The organism is Halomonas profundus (genome assembly GCF_020865425.1).
GTDB lineage: Bacteria > Pseudomonadota > Gammaproteobacteria > Pseudomonadales > Halomonadaceae > Vreelandella > Vreelandella titanicae.
In genome coordinates this window covers 2,065,771-2,084,432 of record NZ_CP086344.1, presented here as the reverse complement: position 1 = coordinate 2,084,432, position 18,662 = coordinate 2,065,771, and the positions used below count along the sequence as shown (strand labels likewise).

The window sequence follows — 18,662 nt, the reverse complement described above, 5'->3', positions numbered from 1 at the left end:
GCCGCCGCCACGCCGTTAGCGCTGGACGATATCGATATCACCGATGGCTTAGCCGACGACTGCAGCGCCTGCCAACCCGCGGTGGGTAGCCCGGTGAACCCGCTGCTGGGCGCCAAGTTGCTGCCCGCGGAGACCGATTTTGCGCTACCGGCGCCACGGCCCTTTGTGTTTAGCCGTGGCTATCTCTCCAGCAACGGAGCGGTAGGCGCCCTGGGTCAAGGCTGGTCGCTCCCAGGCGAGTCCCTGGCCATTACCCTTAACGATGATGCCTGCATTGTTCACGATGCCCAGGGGCGTCAAATTACCTTTGGGCCACTGGCCCCCGGCCAGACGCGCTTCTCCCCTACCGAGCAGCTATGGATTCGTCGTGGGGGTGCCACAACCGCTGAAGAGAGCAACGCGCCCCGCTGGCAAGCCCTGGACGAGACGTTACGCAGTGATCCTGAGCGTATCGTGTTAAGCGACGCCAGCGGGCTTTACTATGTGTTTGCCAGCCCAACCTCTGCCCATCCAGCAGACGCGGCGTCCACCACGGATACGCCTTCAGGTGATAGTTCAAAAGATAACGCTGCTCGCTGGCCCTTAATCGAAGAGCGCGACCGCAACGGCTATGCCACCCAGTACCACTGGGAAGCCGGTCTGCTGGTCACGGTAATCGACAGCGCCCAGCGTCACTACCAATTCGTTTACGACAGCCTGCTTCCTGCCCAGCCCGACGATGCCGGGCAGCGCCTAACCGGCGTCAAGCTGGTGCAAGCGCACGACGGCAGCGCCCAGGACGACTGGCTGGTGCGCTACTCGTTTAGCCCCGCGGGGGATTTGATTGCGGTGCGCCACCGCCACGGCGAGGTGGTGCGCGAGTTCGAGTGGCAGGATCATATGCTGACCGCCCACCGGGTCCCCGGGGGCATGGAAGCCCACTACACCTGGGATCGCCACGCCCCGGATGGCCGGGTGGTCGGCCAGCAGGAAGCCGGCGGTTTAGCGCGGACGTACAGCTACCAGATGGATCACACCCTGGTCACCGACAGCCTAGGCCGGGAGGAGCGCTACCACTTCGTGGGCAGTGGGCCCGGTCGCCGCTGGACGGCCCATACCCGCGCCGACGGCTCGCGCATCGAGTTCCGCTACGACCGTGCGGGTCTCAAGGTAGCCACCGTGGATCCGCTAGGCCACGAGACGCTGATTGAGCGGGATGAGCATGGGCAAGTGATTGCACAGACCGGCCCGGACGGCACCCGCTGGGCGATTGAGCGCGATCCCCTGGGCCAGCCGGTGAGTATCGAAGGGCCTGAGGATCAAACGTGGCAAATAACGCGCAACGAACGGGGGCTTCCAGTGGAAGTCACTGGGCCGGAAGGCACTACCGCCTTCGCCTACGGCAATACCGACCTGCCTGACCGACCTACCACTGTCACCGATGCAGTGGGTGCTACCCACCAGCGCGAGTGGAACGCCCTGGGTCAGGTTACCGCCCAGATCGATTGTTCTCAGCAGCGCACCACTTATAGCTACGACCGCCACGGCTATCTGGCCAGCGCCACCAACGCCTTGGGCGAGACCACCCGCACCCAGCACGACAAGATGGGCCGGCGGCTCGCCACGCAACTGCCGGACGGCACCCACTGGCATCACCATGTGGATGCGGTTGGGCGGCTGGTGGAGCTGGAAGGCCCCCAAGGGTTTAGGCAGCAGTTCTTCTTTGATGACCACGGCCGACCGGTGCAGCGCATCGAGGCCGATGGCAGTCAACAGTTTACCGCCTACGATGACATTGGCCGCCTCAGCGAGCTGACCCTGGGTAACGGCGCAGTCTACCGCTTTGCCTATGACGAGATGGATCGCCTCGCCAGCGAGACCGGCCCCGACGGCCGGGAACAGCAGTACCGCTACGATGAAGCCGGTCAATTGATCGAGCGGGTGGAAGCCAACCGCCCAGGCCCGGACGGCCAGCCGCTGGTCACCCGTTACGATTACGATGAAGCCGGCCGCCTCACCGCCCGACACCTGCCCGCCACCGAGCACGCCCCGACCAGCACGGAGCAGTACCAGTGGGGTACCAATGGTCAGCTCCTCAGCGTCACCAACGATCATGGTGAAGTCACATTCCGCTACGACGAAGCCCAGCGCTTAATCGGCGAACAGCAGAGTCATGCGGGCCTAGCAGGTGAGAGTGGCTGGCAGTGGCAGCACCAGCACACGCTCACAGCCAACGGCGCCCCCGAAGCCAGCCAGTTCGGCGACCTACCCGCGCTTAATTGGCACACCTACGGCAGCGGCCACCTGCATGGCCTAAGCGCCCCCGGCCTGGATCTGGAAATTGCTCTGGAGCCCGACGCCCTGCACCGGGAGACCCAGCGCCGTCTTAGCACCGGTGCCAATGCGCACAACCAGCCGCTAGTGCTGGAGCGCGGGTACACGAACCTGGGCCAGCTAGACCACCTCACGCTGCGCAGCCCGGACACCACTAGCCAGCAGGACTACCAATACGACGCCCTGGGCCGGATGAGCTTCCGCAGCCTGCAAGGCGATCCAGCAGAAAAAGTCATCGCCTACAGTTACGACGCTGCCGGTCGCTTGATCGGCAGCCAGCACGGCGACCACGCCCACCGCTATAGCGTGGACGCGGCCGGTAACCGGTTAGAAGGCCAACAGGCCCTGTCTGATAATCGCCTGGGGCAGTTAAACGGTACCCGCTACCGCTACGACGGTGCCGGTAACCTGGTCGAACGCCAACAGCCCAACGGCGAACGCCTAACGCTTGGCTACGACGGCGCCAACCGCTTAGTGCACCTGATCCACGCCAGCGAGCTGGGAGCTACCCGCGAAGCCACTTACCGTTATGACGGCCTAGGAAGACGCATCAGCAAAACAGTACGCCATACCAACGGCACCACCGCCACCACCCACTACGGCTGGGACGGTGATCGCATCGTACGGGAAGAAACGGATAACCAACGCACTACCGTGGTCTACGAGCCCGGTAGTTTTGTGCCCATGCTGCGTATTGATGATACTGAACAAGGCCAAGTGCTCAGCGCCTATATCACCGATGCCCTAGGCACCCCGATGCAACTGGTCACCCCCAACGGCCAACCCCGCTGGCTGGCCGAACCCGACGACTGGGCGGCAGTCAAAAACCAACGCGCCGTGCGCAATGTCACCCAACCAATCCGGTTCCAGGGTCAATGGCACGACGAAGAGAGTGGGCTTTACTACAACCGCCACCGTTATTATGACCCGCAGCAGGGGCGGTATATCAGTCAGGATCCGATTGGGTTAAAGGGCGGGGGGAATTTGTATGGTTACGTGGGGAACCCTACCGGCATGGTGGATCCGCTGGGGTTGGAGGGAGTAATTCAATGTGCGCAAAATGGGCAAGGTACTGCAGATCGTGTGGCTGGAGAAGTTACTGCCAGAGGTAACTTTAAAGGAAAGGGTGAAGCAGACTGGATTTATCAAAATAATTCTAACCCTAACTTGTCAGTTACAGTTGATGCTTCTCAGTTAACAGTGGAATCTGATGGAAACTGGGGAGCATGTCCTAATGGCCATGCTGGCTCGTGTTCTACAGGGTATATTACAGGAGATGATTATGCTGTTCATGGGCAAGGAACTATCAGACACAGGCCGGATGGTACTTACGGGGTTTACAATCAGCGATATGACTATGAGTTGCATTTTGACTTTTCCCCAAGAGGCATAGGTCGTAATTTAGGAACTATTGTGGGGTCTCCTCCTGGTGGCTGGCCTAATACGCCATTCACAATAGAATATAAGGGCGATGTTAATATCACTAACCCTAGGCAATAAATTATGATAAAGATATTATATGTTTTTTGTGTACTTAGTGCTTTGGTTATTATTGGCAATTGGGTTGGTGATTTTAACAACTTCCGAGTTTCTTATACGGGATATAAGTTTGTTCCTAACTCATACGCTGACCAAGTAGGGTTGGTTGACATTGAGAGTGGCCATCTTATTATCAATCAGCACATTGTTGACTATGATATTACCAATGACTTCTTGATGATTTTAAGAATGGTCTCTGAGTCTTTTGAGTGCATTGATGGCAACTTATCTAAAACGATAATTACTCACTATAGCAATAAACGAGAGTATTACCTTATTAACTTTAAAGAGAATGTTTTATACGGGCCATATAGCCATGATCGATTTTTTATTGAAGCTCAAAAACATAGACTTGGATCGCCCTCGCTTTCTGTGCCCAGCAACTATTATGCCAACTCCAACTCTTTCAAAGAACGAGTTGGCAAATGCGATTTAATAGAAAGGTTATAATTAACTTTATGGCCCCGGAGTCAGGGTAGTTGTCGCCTGATTGGTTTTACCCTAACTAAACCCCGGGAGCGTGCCAGTTCCACCATGACTCATATCAAACTTCGCCACATCGACAGCGGCCAAAGCACCCTTACGGGCTCTACTACATCCTGCCCCCAAGAGGGTGAACTTGGTAACTGCAAAAAATAGCCTCCACTCGTGCACTCAGGCGCTGACATCGACAGTAATATAGCAAATGCAAGTGATAAATGGAGTCCGTGGTGGTTTAGGAATCAAGTGAAAAATGGAGGGCCCTGGGATTACAAGCAGCAAGGTAGTGATTATGAAGACTTCGGCAATTTTAACTATGGCGCTACTGGGGCAGCTTTTGGCTTTCCTGATACAATCCTCTTGAATGAAGCAGGTCGAGCGCAGCAAGCTGCGGGAACTTCTTTACCCTCTTGGGGTAGCCCAGGGCCTAGCTTATTCCCCTTTCTCGGCACAGCTCCTTTTGGCGATGATCCGCAGGATCAGTACTGGATTAAGGAAGGAATAGATTTTTATCGTAATAGAGAACAGTGGAACACTCCTATTCAACTCGGACCATGATGAGATGAAAGTTTTGAAGATAATAATCATTGGTAGTAGTTTTGTTTTCCTCGCTCTTTTAGGTATTTTGGTGTGGTTTTTTTTCAGTGGTGGTATTTTTTCAGATTGTGAAACACATGAAATTTCCCGCAGTAAATCTCCGAGCGGTAAATATGAAGCGATGGTTTATATCAAAGGCTGTGGAGCAACCACACCTACTGCGACGATAGTAGCACTTAGACAAGATGGAAAGGTTAGCGCCTTCGAAGATATTTTCATTATAGAGGCTACTGTATCTATAGATTTTGAATGGACAGGCCCCGACCAATTAAATATTTTTTCACCCAAAACTATAACTAATGCAGATATATTTAGAAAAGAAAATAATTGGCAAACAGTGTCCATTGAATATCAATAGAAGTGCGCAGCCAATTGACGACGGCGCCAACCGCTTAGTGCACCTGATCCACGCCAGCGAGCTGGGGGCGACCCGCGAAGCCACCTACCGCTACGACGGCCTGGGAAGACGCATCAGCAAAACCGTGCGCCACCCCAACGGCACCACCGCCACCACCTACTACGGCTGGGACGGTGATCGCATCGTCCGCGAAGAAACCGAGAACCAGCGCACTACGGTGGTCTACGAGCCGGGCAGTTTTGTGCCTATGCTGCGTATTGGGGTCAGCGCTGCAAAGTGCATAAGTGATACACGTGAGTGGTTTGATCAACATATAAAAGGCGATTCAGTATCATCTTCCGAAGATGATCAAGTGGCTAACCATCATGGCCGAAATAATGGGGCTGCAAATTCAACCGAAGATTGCAGTCAAATATGTGAGTTATTTAGACCTAATGGACTACCGTCTCAATATTAAGGTGTTTATGAATAAAATAATCGCTGTGATTGTAATACTACCACTTCTTTATGGCTGTGAATTTTGGGAAGTGGACAAATGTCTGGACAGAGGCGGAAAATGGAATTACGACGATGGAGTTTGCGAGTTTGAAGAGTCCGCAAAAAAGTCTGCATAACTACCTGCTAGGTAAGAGAAGGCACTTGTCATTTTTCATTGGCGATAGCGGCTGGACGCTTTATCACTATAATACGCACCATATGCGGCCACCTGCACAACTTAAGCGCCCCCGGTTTGGATCTGGAAATCAACCTGGAGCCCGATGCCCTGCATCAGGAGACCCAGCACCGCCTCAGCACAAGTGCCACCAGCCGCGGGTGCTAGAGCGCGTGTATAACCACCTCGGTCAGTTCGATCACCTCACCCGCCCCCGCCAGCAGAGCTATCAATACGACGCTCTGGGCCGGATGAGCTTCCGCAGCTTGCAAGGCGACCCGGCTTCTAAGGTGATTGTTTAAAGTTACGACGCCGCCGTGCGCTTGATCGGCAGCCAACACGGCGACCAAGCCCATCGCTACTCGGTAGAAGGGTGTGCCCCCTAATAAATCAGCGCACCACCGCAAACCGCCATTATTTACGTCATTGCCTATGCTTTGTGCTCCTGATCAATCTCAGGCGGTGTCCAAATAGGCACATCCTGCCGTTGCGGCTCTGGCCAATCCTGCTGCATTGCGCTGTTCAACGACTCTTCCAGCTTCATAAATAGCTCACCGTAGCGGGGGCTGAAGCTGATGCCCTCTTCGATCTCTTTCCAGGCTTCAAACAGTTCATCTTCGTGGGCATCTTCGTTCTGTACAAAGGCCCAGGTCATCTGCTTAGCTCGCATGGGGTGCACGCCCATGGCAGTCAGTGCGTGTCCGCCCAGTTCCAGCGCTGAATGATAGGTTTCACTGATAACGTCGTCGGCACCCGCGTCACGTAGCTGATAGCCATGCCCACGGTCGAATGCACGGGCCAGCACCCACACCTGTGGGTAGGCATGCTTCACATGCTTAACCATCTGTACGGCACGCTCACGATCGTCTAACGCGATAACTAGTAACCTAGCGTGCTCAATCCCTGCGGTCTCAAGCAAGTCGGAGCGGCTGGCGTCGCCAAAGTAGCTTTTGATGTTAATTTTGCGCAGATTCTCGATCTGCTCGATCTCATGATCCAAAGCCACAATGGGAATGTTGTTGGCGCGCAACAAGCGGCAGATTATTTGTCCAAACCGCCCTACCCCTGCAACGATAACGGGTGCCTGCTCCTCAATAGTATCGGCTTCGCGATCATCGTTTTTAGCGATAAGGTAGCGCGGTAGCACCAGCCGGTCATAGGCAATAAATAGCAACGGCGTTAAGAACATCGATAGCGCCACCACCAGTGAGAGAATCTGAGAGATATCAGTAGGAATCACGTTGTTTTGGACGCTGTAGGTTAGCAGCACAAAGCCGAATTCACCGGCTTGGGCAAGGCTTAAAGTAAACAGCCAGCCGTTACTACCATGCACCCGAAATAACAGCGCCAAGCCCAGCAGAATCATACCTTTAACAACGATAACCGCCACGCCTAGTGATAGCACCGCGCCCCACTCCGCCGCTAACACCGAGAAGTTGATGCCCGCTCCTACGGTAATAAAGAACAGCCCCAGTAGTAGCCCTTTGAAGGGCTCAATATTGGCTTCCAGCTCGTGTTTAAATTCACTGTTGGCGAGCACCACCCCCGCCAGGAAGGCACCCAGGGCGGGGGATAAATTGACCACACTCATCAGGGCGGCGATGCCAATCACCAGCATCAGCGCAGTAGCGGTAAATACTTCACGCAGGCCAGAGCCAATCACATAGCGAAACAGCAGCGGCATCAAATAGTAGCCAGCGGCAATAACGCTTGCGATAGCTGCCACGACCACTAAAGCGTGCGCCCAGCCGGGCAAGTGGGCTACCAGGCTTAAGCTGGCGTGGCCATCATCACCGCCCTCCCCCATCAACTCAGGCAGCGCCAGAAGCGGGATCAGTGCCAGCATGGGGATCACCGCAATATCCTGAAACAACAGCACCGAGAAAGCGCTGCGCCCGCCCTCCGTTTTGGCGAGCCCCTTTTCATTCAGTGTTTGCAGAACAATCGCCGTGGAAGAGAGTGCAAAAATCAGTCCCACCGCCAGGGCGGTTTGCCAAACGAGTCCCAGCCACCAAGCGATAGCGGTACCAGCGGTCGCCGTGAGCACTACCTGCAGCCCGCCGAGACCGATCAGCCGAACCCGCATGGCCCAGAGCCCCTTGGGATCAAGCTCCATGCCTACCAAAAACAGCATCATCACCACGCCAAACTCGGCAAAGTGCTGAATGGTGGTGGTCTCCTGACCTACCAGTCCCAGGATTGGCCCAATCACTACCCCGGCGACCAAGTAACCCAGTACCGACCCCAGGCCAAAACGCTTGGCAAGAGGTACGGCGATCACCGCGGCAACAAGATAAATAAAGGCTTGAATGAAATAACTGGTCATCGGGGCTCCTTAAATTGACAGACGCTACTTGACTTCCCAGAGCAATCAGGTAGCGTACTAGTACGTTAGTACATCACTAATTACTCGGTAGCGAACTATGCCTTCAAACGGTCACTATCAGGCAGAGCTAATCGACCACCTACTCTCCATTGATTCACCTGAAGCAATGGATCGAGCACTGGCGAGCCTGCTAACGCCTGCAGAGTACCAAGAAATCAGTAAACGCCTACAAATTTTTAAGCTGCTGCGTGAAGGCGTGCCCCACCGCAAAATTGCCGAAACCCTGGGCGTGGGAATTGCTACGGTTTCACGGGGCTCCCGCGCGCTTACCACGTTACCCTCTTCAAGCCCTTCTTCACGGAATGATGCATCATGACCACTGCCAATACACATGCCTTATCAGGCCCGCAGCCTTTTACGCTGCCGCGCAAACCTCACTATGTGACCTTGGCGGCGGACTGCGACTTCTTTGCCCTGTTTCAGAAAATCGAGCGCCGGTTTGATACCTGCTACATGCTTGAGTCTCTGGGTGAAGATAGCCATATGGCGCGCCACTCGATTATCGGCTTCGACCCCGAGTACACGCTCTACGCCAACGGCAACACACTGACCATTGAAGAGCGTAACGGCAATGCCAACCACTACACTAGCGACAACCCCTACGAACTGCTGCGCAGCCTGATCCCGCAGAATATTATTTCCCGCAAGTATGCCGGTGGGCTCAGCGGTTATCTTGGCTATGATGCCATGCAGTACTTCGAACCATCGCTTACGTTAAAAGCCAGCGATGATTTCGATACCTTCCGCTTTGGGCTCTACAAAGATGGTCTGATCCTCGACAAGATGACCGGGGAAGTCACCTACTTCTACTACGACAACAGCCGCTACGAATTTCTGCAGACGCTGATCGATGCAGACGATGAGCCGGCAGGCCCGCTGAAAATCACCGCCTTAGGCGACACTATGAGCCAGGCAGAACACGCCGAGGCGGTGGCCAAGGTGAAACAGGATATTATCGACGGCAAAGTGTTCCAGTGCGAAGTTGGCTTTAAAAAACGCTTTAGTATTAAAGGCGACGCCCTGGCGCTGTATGACCAGCTACGCACCATCAACCCGTCGCCGCAAATGTACTACGTCAAATTTGGCGAGCAGAAGCTGATCGGCGCAAGCCCAGAGCTTTTATTTCGGCTTCGCCAGGGCGAGATGGAGACCTTTCCGCTGGCGGGTACCACCACCCGGGGTCAAACGCCCCAAGAAGATACCCAGCTCGCCCGCGCGCTGCTTAACGATCCCAAAGAGATCGCCGAGCACAATATGATCGTGGATCTACACCGCAACGATATTGGCCGGGTAGCGCAGTTTGGCACGGTGAAAGTGCGCAGTTTGATGGATATCAAACGCTTTAGCCACGTGCAGCATATCTCCAGCGAGATCGTCGGCATCATCGCCGAAGGCGAAGATATGTTTACCGCGCTGGCCAGCAACTTCCCCGCGGGCACCCTCACCGGCGCACCCAAAATCGAGGCGATGAAAATTATCGATGATCTGGAAACCGACGGGCGCGGCCCCTACGGCGGCGCAGTGGGTCAGTTCTCGTTCAACGGCGACTGCACCTTTGCGATTCCCATTCGTACCGTGTTTGTGAATGGTGAGCGTGCCTACGTGCAAACCTGCGGTGGCAATGTGTTTGATAGCAATGCCGCCGATGAGTACGAGGAGATCCGCCGCAAGTTTGCCGGTACTCGCAAAGCCCTTACCCCCTTTATGGAGACGGACATGGAGAGCCCAGCATGAAGGTACTTATCATCGATAATTACGACTCCTTCACCTATAACCTCTACCAGTTTATTGGTGAGATTCTAACCACAGAGAAGAATCGCGGCGGGCTGGCCAATTTTGAGATTATCGTTAAGCGCAACAATCAGATCGATTACGGCGCCATCGAAGCCATGGCCCCGGATCGCATTATCATCTCCCCCGGCCCCGGCTCGCCAGATGACCCACGCTACTTTGGTGTGTGTGCAGAAGTGATAGAGAAACTGGGCAAAACCACACCGCTGCTGGGAGTATGCCTGGGCATGCAGGGCATCGTGCACGTGTTTGGCGGCAAGGTGGTGAAAGCTCCGCTACCGATGCATGGCAAGATCAGCCCAATCAACCACAATAACGCATCGGTGTTTAACGGCGTGCCCGATCAGCTTGAGGTAATGCGCTACCACTCGCTAATTGCCGATGCGACCACCCTGCCCGAGTGCCTGGAAGTGACCGCCACCGTAGGCGCACTGGCAGCCGATAGCTTTGAGCAGCGCAGCCGTTGGCTGGCACTGGGGGAATTCGAACTGATGGGGGTTAAACATCGGGAGTACCCGATTCACGGCATCCAGTTTCACCCGGAATCGTTTGCCACCGAAGGCGGCAAAGAGCTGATCGCTAATTTTCTTTTCGCGCACGGCAATCACGCCAGAGCGTAGGCACCAAGTATAGGGTGGCTAAACGGGTGGCTAAATGAGACTCAATGAAACCGTTAGCCACCCTAGACAGGCCAGATTTACGACAACCGTCAGCCAGAACGTAACTTGAAAGGCGGTTTTCTGGGTTTTATGCCTCAGTTGCTGTTGGGCCAGTAGCGCACCCGGCCAGCCACCCATTACCCCAAGCAGATGTAGCGACTTTTCACTCACCCGACGGCGGTTTTTAATAGCTGCCTTTTTGTCGAGAGCGTAAGTGATATAAGCGATAACGCTCACTACAGCGTAAAAGGCGACGATTGGGATCACAGTGAAGACTCTTGAATAATGGGGAGTTACTTGCGCCGCTGGGAAGGCTTTCCGACCGCCGCTGGCTTACCGCGGCCTTTACCAACGGGCTTACCTTTAGCACCAGGCTTGCTTTTAGCACCAAGCTTGCCGGGGGCTTTGCCGCCCTTGGAGTGCGGCTTGCCTAACGTACTGCCTTTCGGGCCGGTACCTGTTTTTCCACTGACTTTTCCGCTGGCGGCTTTTTTACCCTTGACGGGTGGTTTAGCCCCGGCGGCTTTGGCACCAGCCGCCTTCGCGCCTGCTTTGGCCGGGCGCCCTTTTGCGGAAGGCGGTTTTGCCTTTCCTGCGCCGGAGCTGTAGTTGGGCCTTTCCGGTTTAGCTTTGCTTTTCTTTTCTGGTGCCGCCTCTGAGCGTTCGGTCAGCGCGATAATGGTATCGATCTCTTTGGCAGTGAGATCGCGCCAGTCGCCCAGGGCTAAGCCTTTTAGCGGCACATTCATAATGCGCGTGCGAATAAGCTGCGTGACCTCATAGCCGAAGTATTCACACATACGGCGAATTTGCCGATTGAGCCCCTGCACCAAGGTAATGGTGAATACGAAGGTGGACTCTTTTTGTACCTTGCAGCGCTTGGTTACCTTGCCAAGAATCGGCACGCCGCTCTGCATGCCGTCAATAAACTCGTCGGTGATCGGCTTGTTCACCGTCACCTGGTACTCTTTTTCGTGGTTGTTATTGGCGCGCAGAATCTTATTAACCAAATCGCCGTTATTGGTTAAAAAAATCAGCCCTTGGGAGTCTTTATCGAGCCGCCCAATGGGAAAAATACGCACGCCATGCTTCACAAACTCAACGATATTGTCCTTTTCGCTGGACTCAGTGGTGCTGACAATGCCCACCGGTTTGTTCAGCGCGATCAGCACCAGATCCTCCTCTTCCTGAGGCTCGATCTCCTGACCGTTTACTTTAACCAAGTCCCCTGCCACCACTTGATCACCGGTAGTCGCACGGCGACCGTTTATCCATACGTTGCCCTGCTCCACAAAGCGGTCGGCTTCACGGCGAGAGCACATCCCGCTCTCGCTAATATATTTATTGATACGGGTAGATTTTCGAAACGACATAAAACGCCATGTGGCTATAAGAGGATAAGCAAACAGTTAAAAAGAGGAGCCGGGCTCCTTTAAGAAGGCCAACTCCTCGTCGGTAGAGCCCCGCCCCAACAGTGCGTTGCGGTGCGGGTAGCGCCCAAAACGATCAATAATCGCCTTGTGGCGCACTTCAAAGTCGTAGTTATTCTCTAACCCCGGCTGGTCAAACAGCTGCATCGCCAGCTCATGAATGGCCGCGGATTCGCTATGCATATAGGGCATATACAAAAACGCACGCTGCTCGCTGGTTAGTTCTGCGTCTGCCCCAGCGGCTACCGCCTCTTGAGCTAGCGCCAGCGCTAAGGGATCAGTGGCAAAGGCGCGAGCGTCATCGCGATAGATATTGCGCGAGAACTGATCCAGCACAATGATCTCCGCAAGCCGCCCTTCGGCTGTTTGCCGCCAAGCGTAGCACTCGCACTGTGCGGCCTGGACATGCAGCGCGCCAAACCTCTGCGAGATTGTACGGTCCAACTCAGCGTCTTTTTTAAACCACTGAGCAGGCGTCAAGGCTTCAAACCAAAAGTCGAGTACCGCTTGAGCATCTGAGGACATTGACGCCTCTCTGTTGTAATAGAACGTTGTAGTAAAACGTTACGGTTAAAAATCACGGTAAAAAATCGTGTTAAAACAGCCTAGCCGGTGTTGCGCAGACCTGCTGCTATGCCCGCCATAGTGACCATCAACGCCCGGGAAAGATCGGCGCTAATCGCCCCATCGGCATCGCGATTACGCTGCAGCAGCTCCGCCTGCAAACCGTGCAGCGGATCGATGTAGGGGTTGCGAACATCGATCGCCTGGCGAATCAGCGGCGTGTTCTCCAGCAGCTTCTCCTGCTGAAGAATATCCAGCACTGCTTCCTCCAACGACGCGAAGCGCTGACGTAACTGTTTACCCAACGCCTTCAGTGAGGGCTCGTCGACTAAGCGGTGCTCGTAGTAAGCGGCAATCGCTACGTCAGCTTTGGCCAGCAGCATCTCAAGCATGTCCAGGTAGGTGCCGAAGAAGGGCCACTCGTTGCGCATCTCCTGCAGCACATCACGGCCACCGGGCTGTTCCAAGCGCCGCGAGAAGGCTTCGCCGCTGCCCAGCCACGCGGGTAGCATCAGGCGAATCTGCGTCCAGGCGAAAATCCATGGAATGGCGCGCAGGGTTTCCACCCCGCCATCCTGGCGCCGCTTGGTGGGGCGTGAGCCCAACGGCAGCCTACCCAAGGCGCCTTCCGGTGTGACCGCGCGGAAATAGGGCACGAAGTCCGGGTCTTCACGCACCACGCCCACATAGGCGCCATGCGCTACCTTGGCGAGTTGATCCATCTCTTCACGCCAGTGCGGCTCTGGCGCGCGTGGCGGCAGCAGCGTAGCTTCCAACACTGCACAGGCATAGATCTCCATGGAGCGCAGGGCAATATCTGGTTGGCCAAACTTGAAGCGAATCATCTCGCCCTGCTCGGTTACCCGCAGACTGCCGTTTACCGAGCCTGGAGGCTGGGAGAGTATCGCCGCATGGGCCGGGCCGCCACCACGACCAACGGTACCACCGCGACCGTGGAACAGGGTTAAATCGACGCCGTGCCGGTTACACACATTCACCAGCGACTCTTGAGCACGGTACTGCGCCCAGGCAGCGGCCAGCTGGCCGGCATCTTTTGCCGAGTCGGAGTAGCCGATCATGACCTCCTGACGGTCATCGATCAGCGAACGGTAGCCCGGTATCGCCAGCAGCTGATCCACCACATCGCCTGCGTGATCCAGGTCGTTAAGGGTTTCAAACAGCGGTGCAATAGGTAGCGTTACCTGCCCCCCGACCTCTTTCATCAGCAGTGCTACGGTGAGCACGTCCGAGGGTTCAGCGGCCATGGAAATGATGTAAGTTCCCAGCGCTTCGGAGTGCTCCTGGGCGATAACTTTGAAGGTATCCAGCACTTCGCGGGACTCGGCGGAGCACTCCCAGCGGCGCGGAATCAGCGGGCGACGTGAGGCCAGCTCCTCAAGCAGAAATTCCTGACGTTTGGCTTCGTCCCACTCCTGGTAGTGACCCAGGCCAAGGGCGCTTGTTAGCTCTTCAATGACCTGGGCATGGCGACTGGCTTCCTGACGTAGGTCAAGCTTGGTCAGCGTAACGCCAAACACCGCTACTCGGCGCAGCGTATCCAGCAGCGCGCCGTTAGCGATGGTGTCGAGGCCCACATCACACAGCGAGCGGTAACAGGCGAGCAGCGGTGAGTAGAGCTGATCGCGGGTTTCAATAATCGGCCCGCCGTCGTAGTTGCGCCCTTCCAGTTCGGCCTTGGCCCAATCCCGGGTCGACTCCATCTTAGCCAGTAGGCGTTTCAACACTTCGCGATAAGGCTCTGCTACATCGCCTGCCTCGGCTTTGAGGGCGCTATTGGCCTTCCACATGGAGAGCTCGGTTTTAAGCTGTTCAAGATCGCGCAGATAGAGATCAGCGGCCATCCAGCGGCCTAAAAGTAGTACTTCACGGGTCACACGAGCGGTCACATTCGGATTACCGTCCCTGTCGCCCCCCATCCAGGAGGCGTAGCGAATCGGTGCGGCGTCCAACGGCAGTCGCTCACCGGCGGTATCCAGCAGCAGGTTATCCAAATCTCTATGGAAATCTGGCACCGCCTGCCACAGGGAGTTTTCAATCACCGCAAATCCCCATTTGGCTTCGTCCACCGGGGTGGGCCGCTCGTGGCGAATCTCGTCGGTGTGCCACGCCTGGCTAATCAGCTCCTCCAGGCGGCCCTGGGCACGGGTTCCACGCTCTGGGTAATCTTCGGAGCTCTCAATGGCGGTTAAGCACTCATCGATGGCATCATATTTTTGAATCAAGGTTCGGCGGATAACTTCGGTGGGGTGCGCGGTGAGTACCAGCTCAACGCGCATATTGGCGAGGGTCTCGACCAGTTTACGCGGTGAGTTGCCCGCCTGCTCGGCACGCGCAAGCAGTTCCCCGAGCACCGGCTGGGAGCCGGGCTTGTAGTCCTCTACCCGGCGAAAGCGCGCCCGATAGTGCTGTTCGGCAATGTTCGCGAGGTTTAAGAACTGGTTAAACGCCCGGGTGACCGGCAGCAGATCCTGCTCGGGAAGCTCACGCAGGTACTCGATCAGTTCGCGCTGCTGCAGTGAATCGCCCTGGCGCCCGCGCTTGGCGTGGGCGCGAATGGTTTCAATTTTATCGACAAATGCTTGGCCCAAATCGTCGGCAATGGTTCGCCCCAGGCTGTCGCCCAGAATACGCACATTATCGCGCAGAGATTCGTGTAGGTCGTGACTCATTGGCATGGCCTCCTTGCAGGGGTCGCGTCATTATTAGATCAGGAATGGGTAGATTGTTTTTCTTCTGCTTTGGCTGCCTGCCAGTGGGCTTCCATCTCGTCTAGGGAAGCCTCTATTAATGGCCGCTGGGCAGCGCTAAGCTCGCGCTCGACAAAACGAAAGCGGCGCTCGAACTTGGCATTGGTAGCGCGCAGGCACTGCTCTGGATCGGCATTCAGCGTGCGGGCAAGATTGGTCACTGCAAACAGCAAATCGCCGACTTCTTCCTGGGCGTGCTGTTGATCACCGGCGGCGAGCGCCTCTTCTACTTCCGCCAGCTCTTCACGAATTTTAGCCACCACGCCGCGCGCATCGGGCCAATCGAAGCCTACTCGCGCGGCGCGCTTGGACAGCTTGGCAGCGCGGCTAAGGGCGGGCAGCGTGCGCGGCACATCGTCTAGCACAGAGGGCCGCTCAACAGCTCTCTCGGCACGCTTCCTTTTCTCACGCTCTTCGGCCTTCAATGACTCCCAGCGGCTGTTGACCTGCTGAGTTTGCACCTCTTCGGCACTCACTCCTGGCGGGCGGCGGGAGGCCAGCGTGCCATCCGGAAACACGTGCGGATGGCGGCGCAGCATTTTGGCGGTCAGCGTATCGACGATATCAGCAAAGTCGAAGCGCTGCTCTTCCGCGCCGAATTGGGCGTAGTAGACCACTTGAAAGAGCAGATCGCCCAGCTCGCCGGGTAGTTCGTCAAAAGCGCGCCGCTCGATGGCATCGGCGACCTCGTAGGCCTCTTCCAGGGTGTGGGGCACAATGCTGTCCCAATCCTGCTGGAGATCCCAGGGGCAGCCCTGCTGCCGGTCGCGCAGCACCTTCATCAGGGTCAGCAGATCATCGATACCATGGCGCATTATGCCCCTCCCTTGCGAATTTGTTGTTCCGGGTCGGCGTTGCGCAAACGGCGCACTTCGGTAACGTTGGGCAACTGCTGGATACGCGAGAACAACCGTCCCAGGGATTCAAGGCCATCGACTTCCAGGGTAATGCGCAGCCGGGCAATGCCTTCATCGGTGTCCGTTAGCGTGTTCACGGCAAGCACGTTGACTTTTTCATTACCGAGCAGGCCCGTGACATCGCGCAGCAGCCCGGAGCGATCCCAGGCCTGAATCTCGATGGTCACCGGGTAGCGGGTCTGGGCGCGTTCGCCCCACTCCACTTCGATAATGCGCTGGGGTTCGTCCAGCCGCAATTGCAGAATATTACTGCAGTCCTGGCGGTGAACGGTGACGCCGCGCCCCTGGGTAATAAAGCCGATAATCGGTTCGCCAGGCACCGGACGGCAGCAGTTGGCCATACTGGTTTTAAGGTTGCCGACGCCGAGCACCGTGATATCGCTTTTGGTGGCTTTGCTGGATTGGCGCTTAGGTTTGGCGAGCAGGCGATCGAGCTGCTCTTGGTCGTCGGTTTCACCAAACAGTTGCTGAGCCTGGTGCAGCACCTGACCGATACGCAGGTCACCAGCGCCGATGGCCGCGTACATGTCCTCGGCGTTTTGGTAGTTGACCGCCTTGGCCAGCTTGGGCAAATCGAGACCTTCCACATCCAGGCGGCGCATTTCACGGTCAAACAGCACGCGCCCCTCGTCCAGGTTTTGATCCCGTGCCTGATGTTTGAACCACGCCTGAATTTTGGCCCGCGCCCGGGAAGTGCGCACATAGCCCAGACTGGGGTTTAGCCAGTCGCGACTTGGGCCACCTTTGGTAGCGGTTAGAATTTCAATTTGCTGGCCGGTTTTTAATTTATAGGTGAGCGGCACAATGCGCCCATTAATCTTGGCGCCTCGGCAGCGGTGGCCAATTTCGGTATGCACCCGGTAGGCAAAATCGATCGGTGTGGCAATCCGCGGCAGATCAATCACATGACCGTCGGGAGTGAAGACGTAAATGCGGTCAGGGGCCACATCACTGGAGAGCCCTTCGCGCAAATCGCCAAAGCCACCCACCTCGTCCTGCCACTCCAGTACCTGACGCAGCCAGGCAATTTTCTCTTCGTAGCTACGGCTTTTGGCGTTGGTATCGTGGCCTTTGTAACGCCAGTGGGCGCAAACGCCCAGCTCCGCTTCGTCGTGCATGGCGAAGGTGCGAATCTGGATTTCGAGCACCTTGTTTTCCGGCCCCATCACGGCGGTATGCAGCGACTGATAGCCGTTCTTTTTGGGGTTGGCGATATAGTCGTCAAACTCGTTGGGCACGTGGTGCCAGCGCGAGTGAATAATCCCCAGCACGGTGTAGCAGTCCGCCACTTCCGGCACCAGAATACGCACTGCGCGCACGTCATGAACTTGTGAAAAATCGATCCGTTTGCGCTTCATTTTGCGCCAGATCGAATAGATATGCTTGGCTCGCCCATCCACGTCGTAGCGGTGGATGTGCTGAGCTTCCATCAAGCCTTTGATGGTTTCGACCACATCGTGAATATAGCGGTCGCGGTCAAGGCGTTTCTCCGCCAACAGCTTGGCAATCGCCTTGTACTCATCTTCGTGCAGGTAGCGAAACGATAGATCTTCCAGTTCCCACTTAAGCTGACCGATGCCCAGGCGGTGGGCCAGCGGCGCATAAATATCGGCGACTTCACGAGCCACCAGTAAACTTTTTTCCCGGGGAGCGTCTTTTACCTGGCGTAGTGCGCAGGTGCGTTCGGCAATCTTAATGAGTGCCACGCGCACATCACCGACCATATTGACCAGCATCTTACGCAGGTTTTCCTGCTGATTGTGTTGGCCCATGCCATGGTCAGGCGCCAACGGGTAGCTAATAGCGGCCATTTGCAGCACGCCATCAATCAGACTGGCCACTTCTTCGCCAAAGCGTTTTGTCACGGACTCAAGGCTCAGCAGCCCTTCCCGCACTGCACGGTAGAGAACGGCGGCCTCAAGCGTGGCTTGGTCTAGCTTTAACTCACCAAGGATATCGGCCATTTCCAGGCCCATGCGAAAACTAGAGCCTGGCGATAGCCATACGCGATGGGTGCGCGGGGCTTCAAGCTCCAGTTGTTCGGCGAGTTCACAGGCGCCGACTAGACGCTCAGGCTCAGGTAGGCGCACATCCTCCTGCAGGCGCGTTAACCACTGCTGTATATCCACCTTTCCGCCCGCGGTTAGCGGCTGGTCTTCACGCACTTTCACCATGACAATTACTCATCCTTTCAGGGAGACGGTCTCT

At 56.1% G+C, this 18,662-nt stretch carries 16 protein-coding genes; 9 read left to right on the top strand and 7 right to left on the bottom strand.

What is annotated here, in order from left to right:
* Positions 1-81: 81 nt before the first annotated feature.
* The 6 genes from LMS44_RS09290 to LMS44_RS09265 all read left to right on the top strand — a co-directional run bounded on the left by LMS44_RS09290 (position 82) and on the right by LMS44_RS09265 (position 6,241).
* Positions 82-3,813, top strand: coding sequence for an RHS repeat-associated core domain-containing protein (locus tag LMS44_RS09290; protein ID WP_498947292.1), 3,732 nt, complete (start codon positions 82-84; stop codon positions 3,811-3,813).
* A gap of 3 nt (positions 3,814-3,816) precedes the next feature.
* Positions 3,817-4,302, top strand: a complete 486-nt coding sequence (locus tag LMS44_RS09285) for a hypothetical protein (RefSeq protein WP_342411207.1) — start codon at positions 3,817-3,819, stop codon at positions 4,300-4,302.
* 276 nt (positions 4,303-4,578) lie between these two features.
* On the top strand, positions 4,579-4,890 hold the full coding sequence (locus tag LMS44_RS09280; RefSeq protein ID WP_476489282.1) for a polymorphic toxin type 44 domain-containing protein: 312 nt from the start codon (positions 4,579-4,581) through the stop codon (positions 4,888-4,890).
* A 4-nt stretch (positions 4,891-4,894) separates the two neighbouring features.
* On the top strand, positions 4,895-5,287 hold the full coding sequence (locus LMS44_RS09275; protein ID WP_280110955.1) for a DUF5412 family protein: 393 nt from the start codon (positions 4,895-4,897) through the stop codon (positions 5,285-5,287).
* Positions 5,274-5,744 (top strand): hypothetical protein, encoded by a 471-nt coding sequence (locus LMS44_RS09270; RefSeq protein ID WP_342411209.1) that lies wholly within the window; start codon positions 5,274-5,276, stop codon positions 5,742-5,744. Before LMS44_RS09275 ends, LMS44_RS09270 begins: the two co-directional genes overlap by 14 nt.
* Before the next feature lie 368 nt (positions 5,745-6,112).
* On the top strand, positions 6,113-6,241 hold the full coding sequence (locus LMS44_RS09265; RefSeq protein ID WP_280115076.1) for a hypothetical protein: 129 nt from the start codon (positions 6,113-6,115) through the stop codon (positions 6,239-6,241).
* A gap of 128 nt (positions 6,242-6,369) precedes the next feature.
* Here the strand turns inward: LMS44_RS09265 and LMS44_RS09260 are convergent, their stop codons facing one another.
* The gene (locus tag LMS44_RS09260) at positions 6,370-8,265 is read right to left on the bottom strand and encodes a monovalent cation:proton antiporter-2 (CPA2) family protein (protein WP_278371470.1); all 1,896 of its coding nucleotides are present in this window, start codon (positions 8,263-8,265) and stop codon (positions 6,370-6,372) included.
* A 97-nt stretch (positions 8,266-8,362) separates the two neighbouring features.
* Between LMS44_RS09260 and LMS44_RS09255 the strand changes: the two genes are divergently transcribed.
* Genes LMS44_RS09255 through LMS44_RS09245 form a run of 3 tightly spaced genes read left to right on the top strand, consistent with a single transcriptional unit; the run spans position 8,363 to position 10,736 of the window.
* Positions 8,363-8,641, top strand: a complete 279-nt coding sequence (locus LMS44_RS09255; RefSeq protein WP_027959142.1) for a Trp family transcriptional regulator — start codon at positions 8,363-8,365, stop codon at positions 8,639-8,641.
* Positions 8,638-10,059, top strand: a complete 1,422-nt coding sequence (locus tag LMS44_RS09250; protein WP_278371468.1) for an anthranilate synthase component I family protein — start codon at positions 8,638-8,640, stop codon at positions 10,057-10,059. The genes LMS44_RS09255 and LMS44_RS09250 overlap by 4 nt, the downstream gene beginning before the upstream one ends.
* Positions 10,056-10,736, top strand: coding sequence for an anthranilate synthase component II (locus LMS44_RS09245; protein WP_278371467.1), 681 nt, complete (start codon positions 10,056-10,058; stop codon positions 10,734-10,736). The genes LMS44_RS09250 and LMS44_RS09245 overlap by 4 nt, the downstream gene beginning before the upstream one ends.
* Before the next feature lie 30 nt (positions 10,737-10,766).
* Here the strand turns inward: LMS44_RS09245 and LMS44_RS09240 are convergent, their stop codons facing one another.
* From LMS44_RS09240 to relA, 6 genes are all read right to left on the bottom strand, one after another.
* A complete protein-coding gene (locus tag LMS44_RS09240; RefSeq protein WP_342411167.1) occupies positions 10,767-11,042 on the bottom strand; it encodes a DUF1294 domain-containing protein in 276 nt (91 codons plus the stop codon).
* Positions 11,043-11,068: 26 nt separating this feature from the next.
* Entirely contained in the window at positions 11,069-12,148 is a 1,080-nt protein-coding gene (gene rluF / locus LMS44_RS09235) for a 23S rRNA pseudouridine(2604) synthase RluF (protein WP_278371466.1), read from the bottom strand.
* A gap of 36 nt (positions 12,149-12,184) precedes the next feature.
* On the bottom strand, positions 12,185-12,730 hold the full coding sequence (locus tag LMS44_RS09230) for a DUF924 family protein (RefSeq protein ID WP_278371465.1): 546 nt from the start codon (positions 12,728-12,730) through the stop codon (positions 12,185-12,187).
* A gap of 80 nt (positions 12,731-12,810) precedes the next feature.
* Positions 12,811-15,459, bottom strand: a complete 2,649-nt coding sequence (ppc, locus tag LMS44_RS09225; RefSeq protein ID WP_278371463.1) for a phosphoenolpyruvate carboxylase — start codon at positions 15,457-15,459, stop codon at positions 12,811-12,813.
* 38 nt (positions 15,460-15,497) lie between these two features.
* Complete coding sequence (mazG, locus tag LMS44_RS09220) at positions 15,498-16,352, bottom strand: nucleoside triphosphate pyrophosphohydrolase (RefSeq protein WP_278371461.1); 855 nt, start codon at positions 16,350-16,352, stop codon at positions 15,498-15,500.
* The gene (relA, locus tag LMS44_RS09215; protein WP_027959135.1) at positions 16,352-18,628 is read right to left on the bottom strand and encodes a GTP diphosphokinase; all 2,277 of its coding nucleotides are present in this window, start codon (positions 18,626-18,628) and stop codon (positions 16,352-16,354) included. The genes mazG and relA overlap by 1 nt, the downstream gene beginning before the upstream one ends.
* Positions 18,629-18,662: the final 34 nt, after the last annotated feature.

What these genes read in the sequence shown, in the direction of transcription:
- relA (WP_027959135.1), bottom strand. Translation starts at nt 18,628, where the DNA reads ATGGTGAAAGTGCGTGAAGACCAGCCGCTAACCGCGGGCGGAAAGGTG.
- ppc (WP_278371463.1), bottom strand. Translation starts at nt 15,459, where the DNA reads ATGAGTCACGACCTACACGAATCTCTGCGCGATAATGTGCGTATTCTG.
- LMS44_RS09230 (WP_278371465.1), bottom strand. Translation starts at nt 12,730, where the DNA reads ATGTCCTCAGATGCTCAAGCGGTACTCGACTTTTGGTTTGAAGCCTTG.
- rluF (WP_278371466.1), bottom strand. Translation starts at nt 12,148, where the DNA reads ATGTCGTTTCGAAAATCTACCCGTATCAATAAATATATTAGCGAGAGC.
- LMS44_RS09260 (WP_278371470.1), bottom strand. Translation starts at nt 8,265, where the DNA reads ATGACCAGTTATTTCATTCAAGCCTTTATTTATCTTGTTGCCGCGGTG.
- LMS44_RS09255 (WP_027959142.1), top strand. Translation starts at nt 8,363, where the DNA reads ATGCCTTCAAACGGTCACTATCAGGCAGAGCTAATCGACCACCTACTC.
- LMS44_RS09275 (WP_280110955.1), top strand. Translation starts at nt 4,895, where the DNA reads ATGAAAGTTTTGAAGATAATAATCATTGGTAGTAGTTTTGTTTTCCTC.
- LMS44_RS09285 (WP_342411207.1), top strand. Translation starts at nt 3,817, where the DNA reads ATGATAAAGATATTATATGTTTTTTGTGTACTTAGTGCTTTGGTTATT.
- mazG (WP_278371461.1), bottom strand. Translation starts at nt 16,352, where the DNA reads ATGCGCCATGGTATCGATGATCTGCTGACCCTGATGAAGGTGCTGCGC.
- LMS44_RS09245 (WP_278371467.1), top strand. Translation starts at nt 10,056, where the DNA reads ATGAAGGTACTTATCATCGATAATTACGACTCCTTCACCTATAACCTC.
- LMS44_RS09250 (WP_278371468.1), top strand. Translation starts at nt 8,638, where the DNA reads ATGACCACTGCCAATACACATGCCTTATCAGGCCCGCAGCCTTTTACG.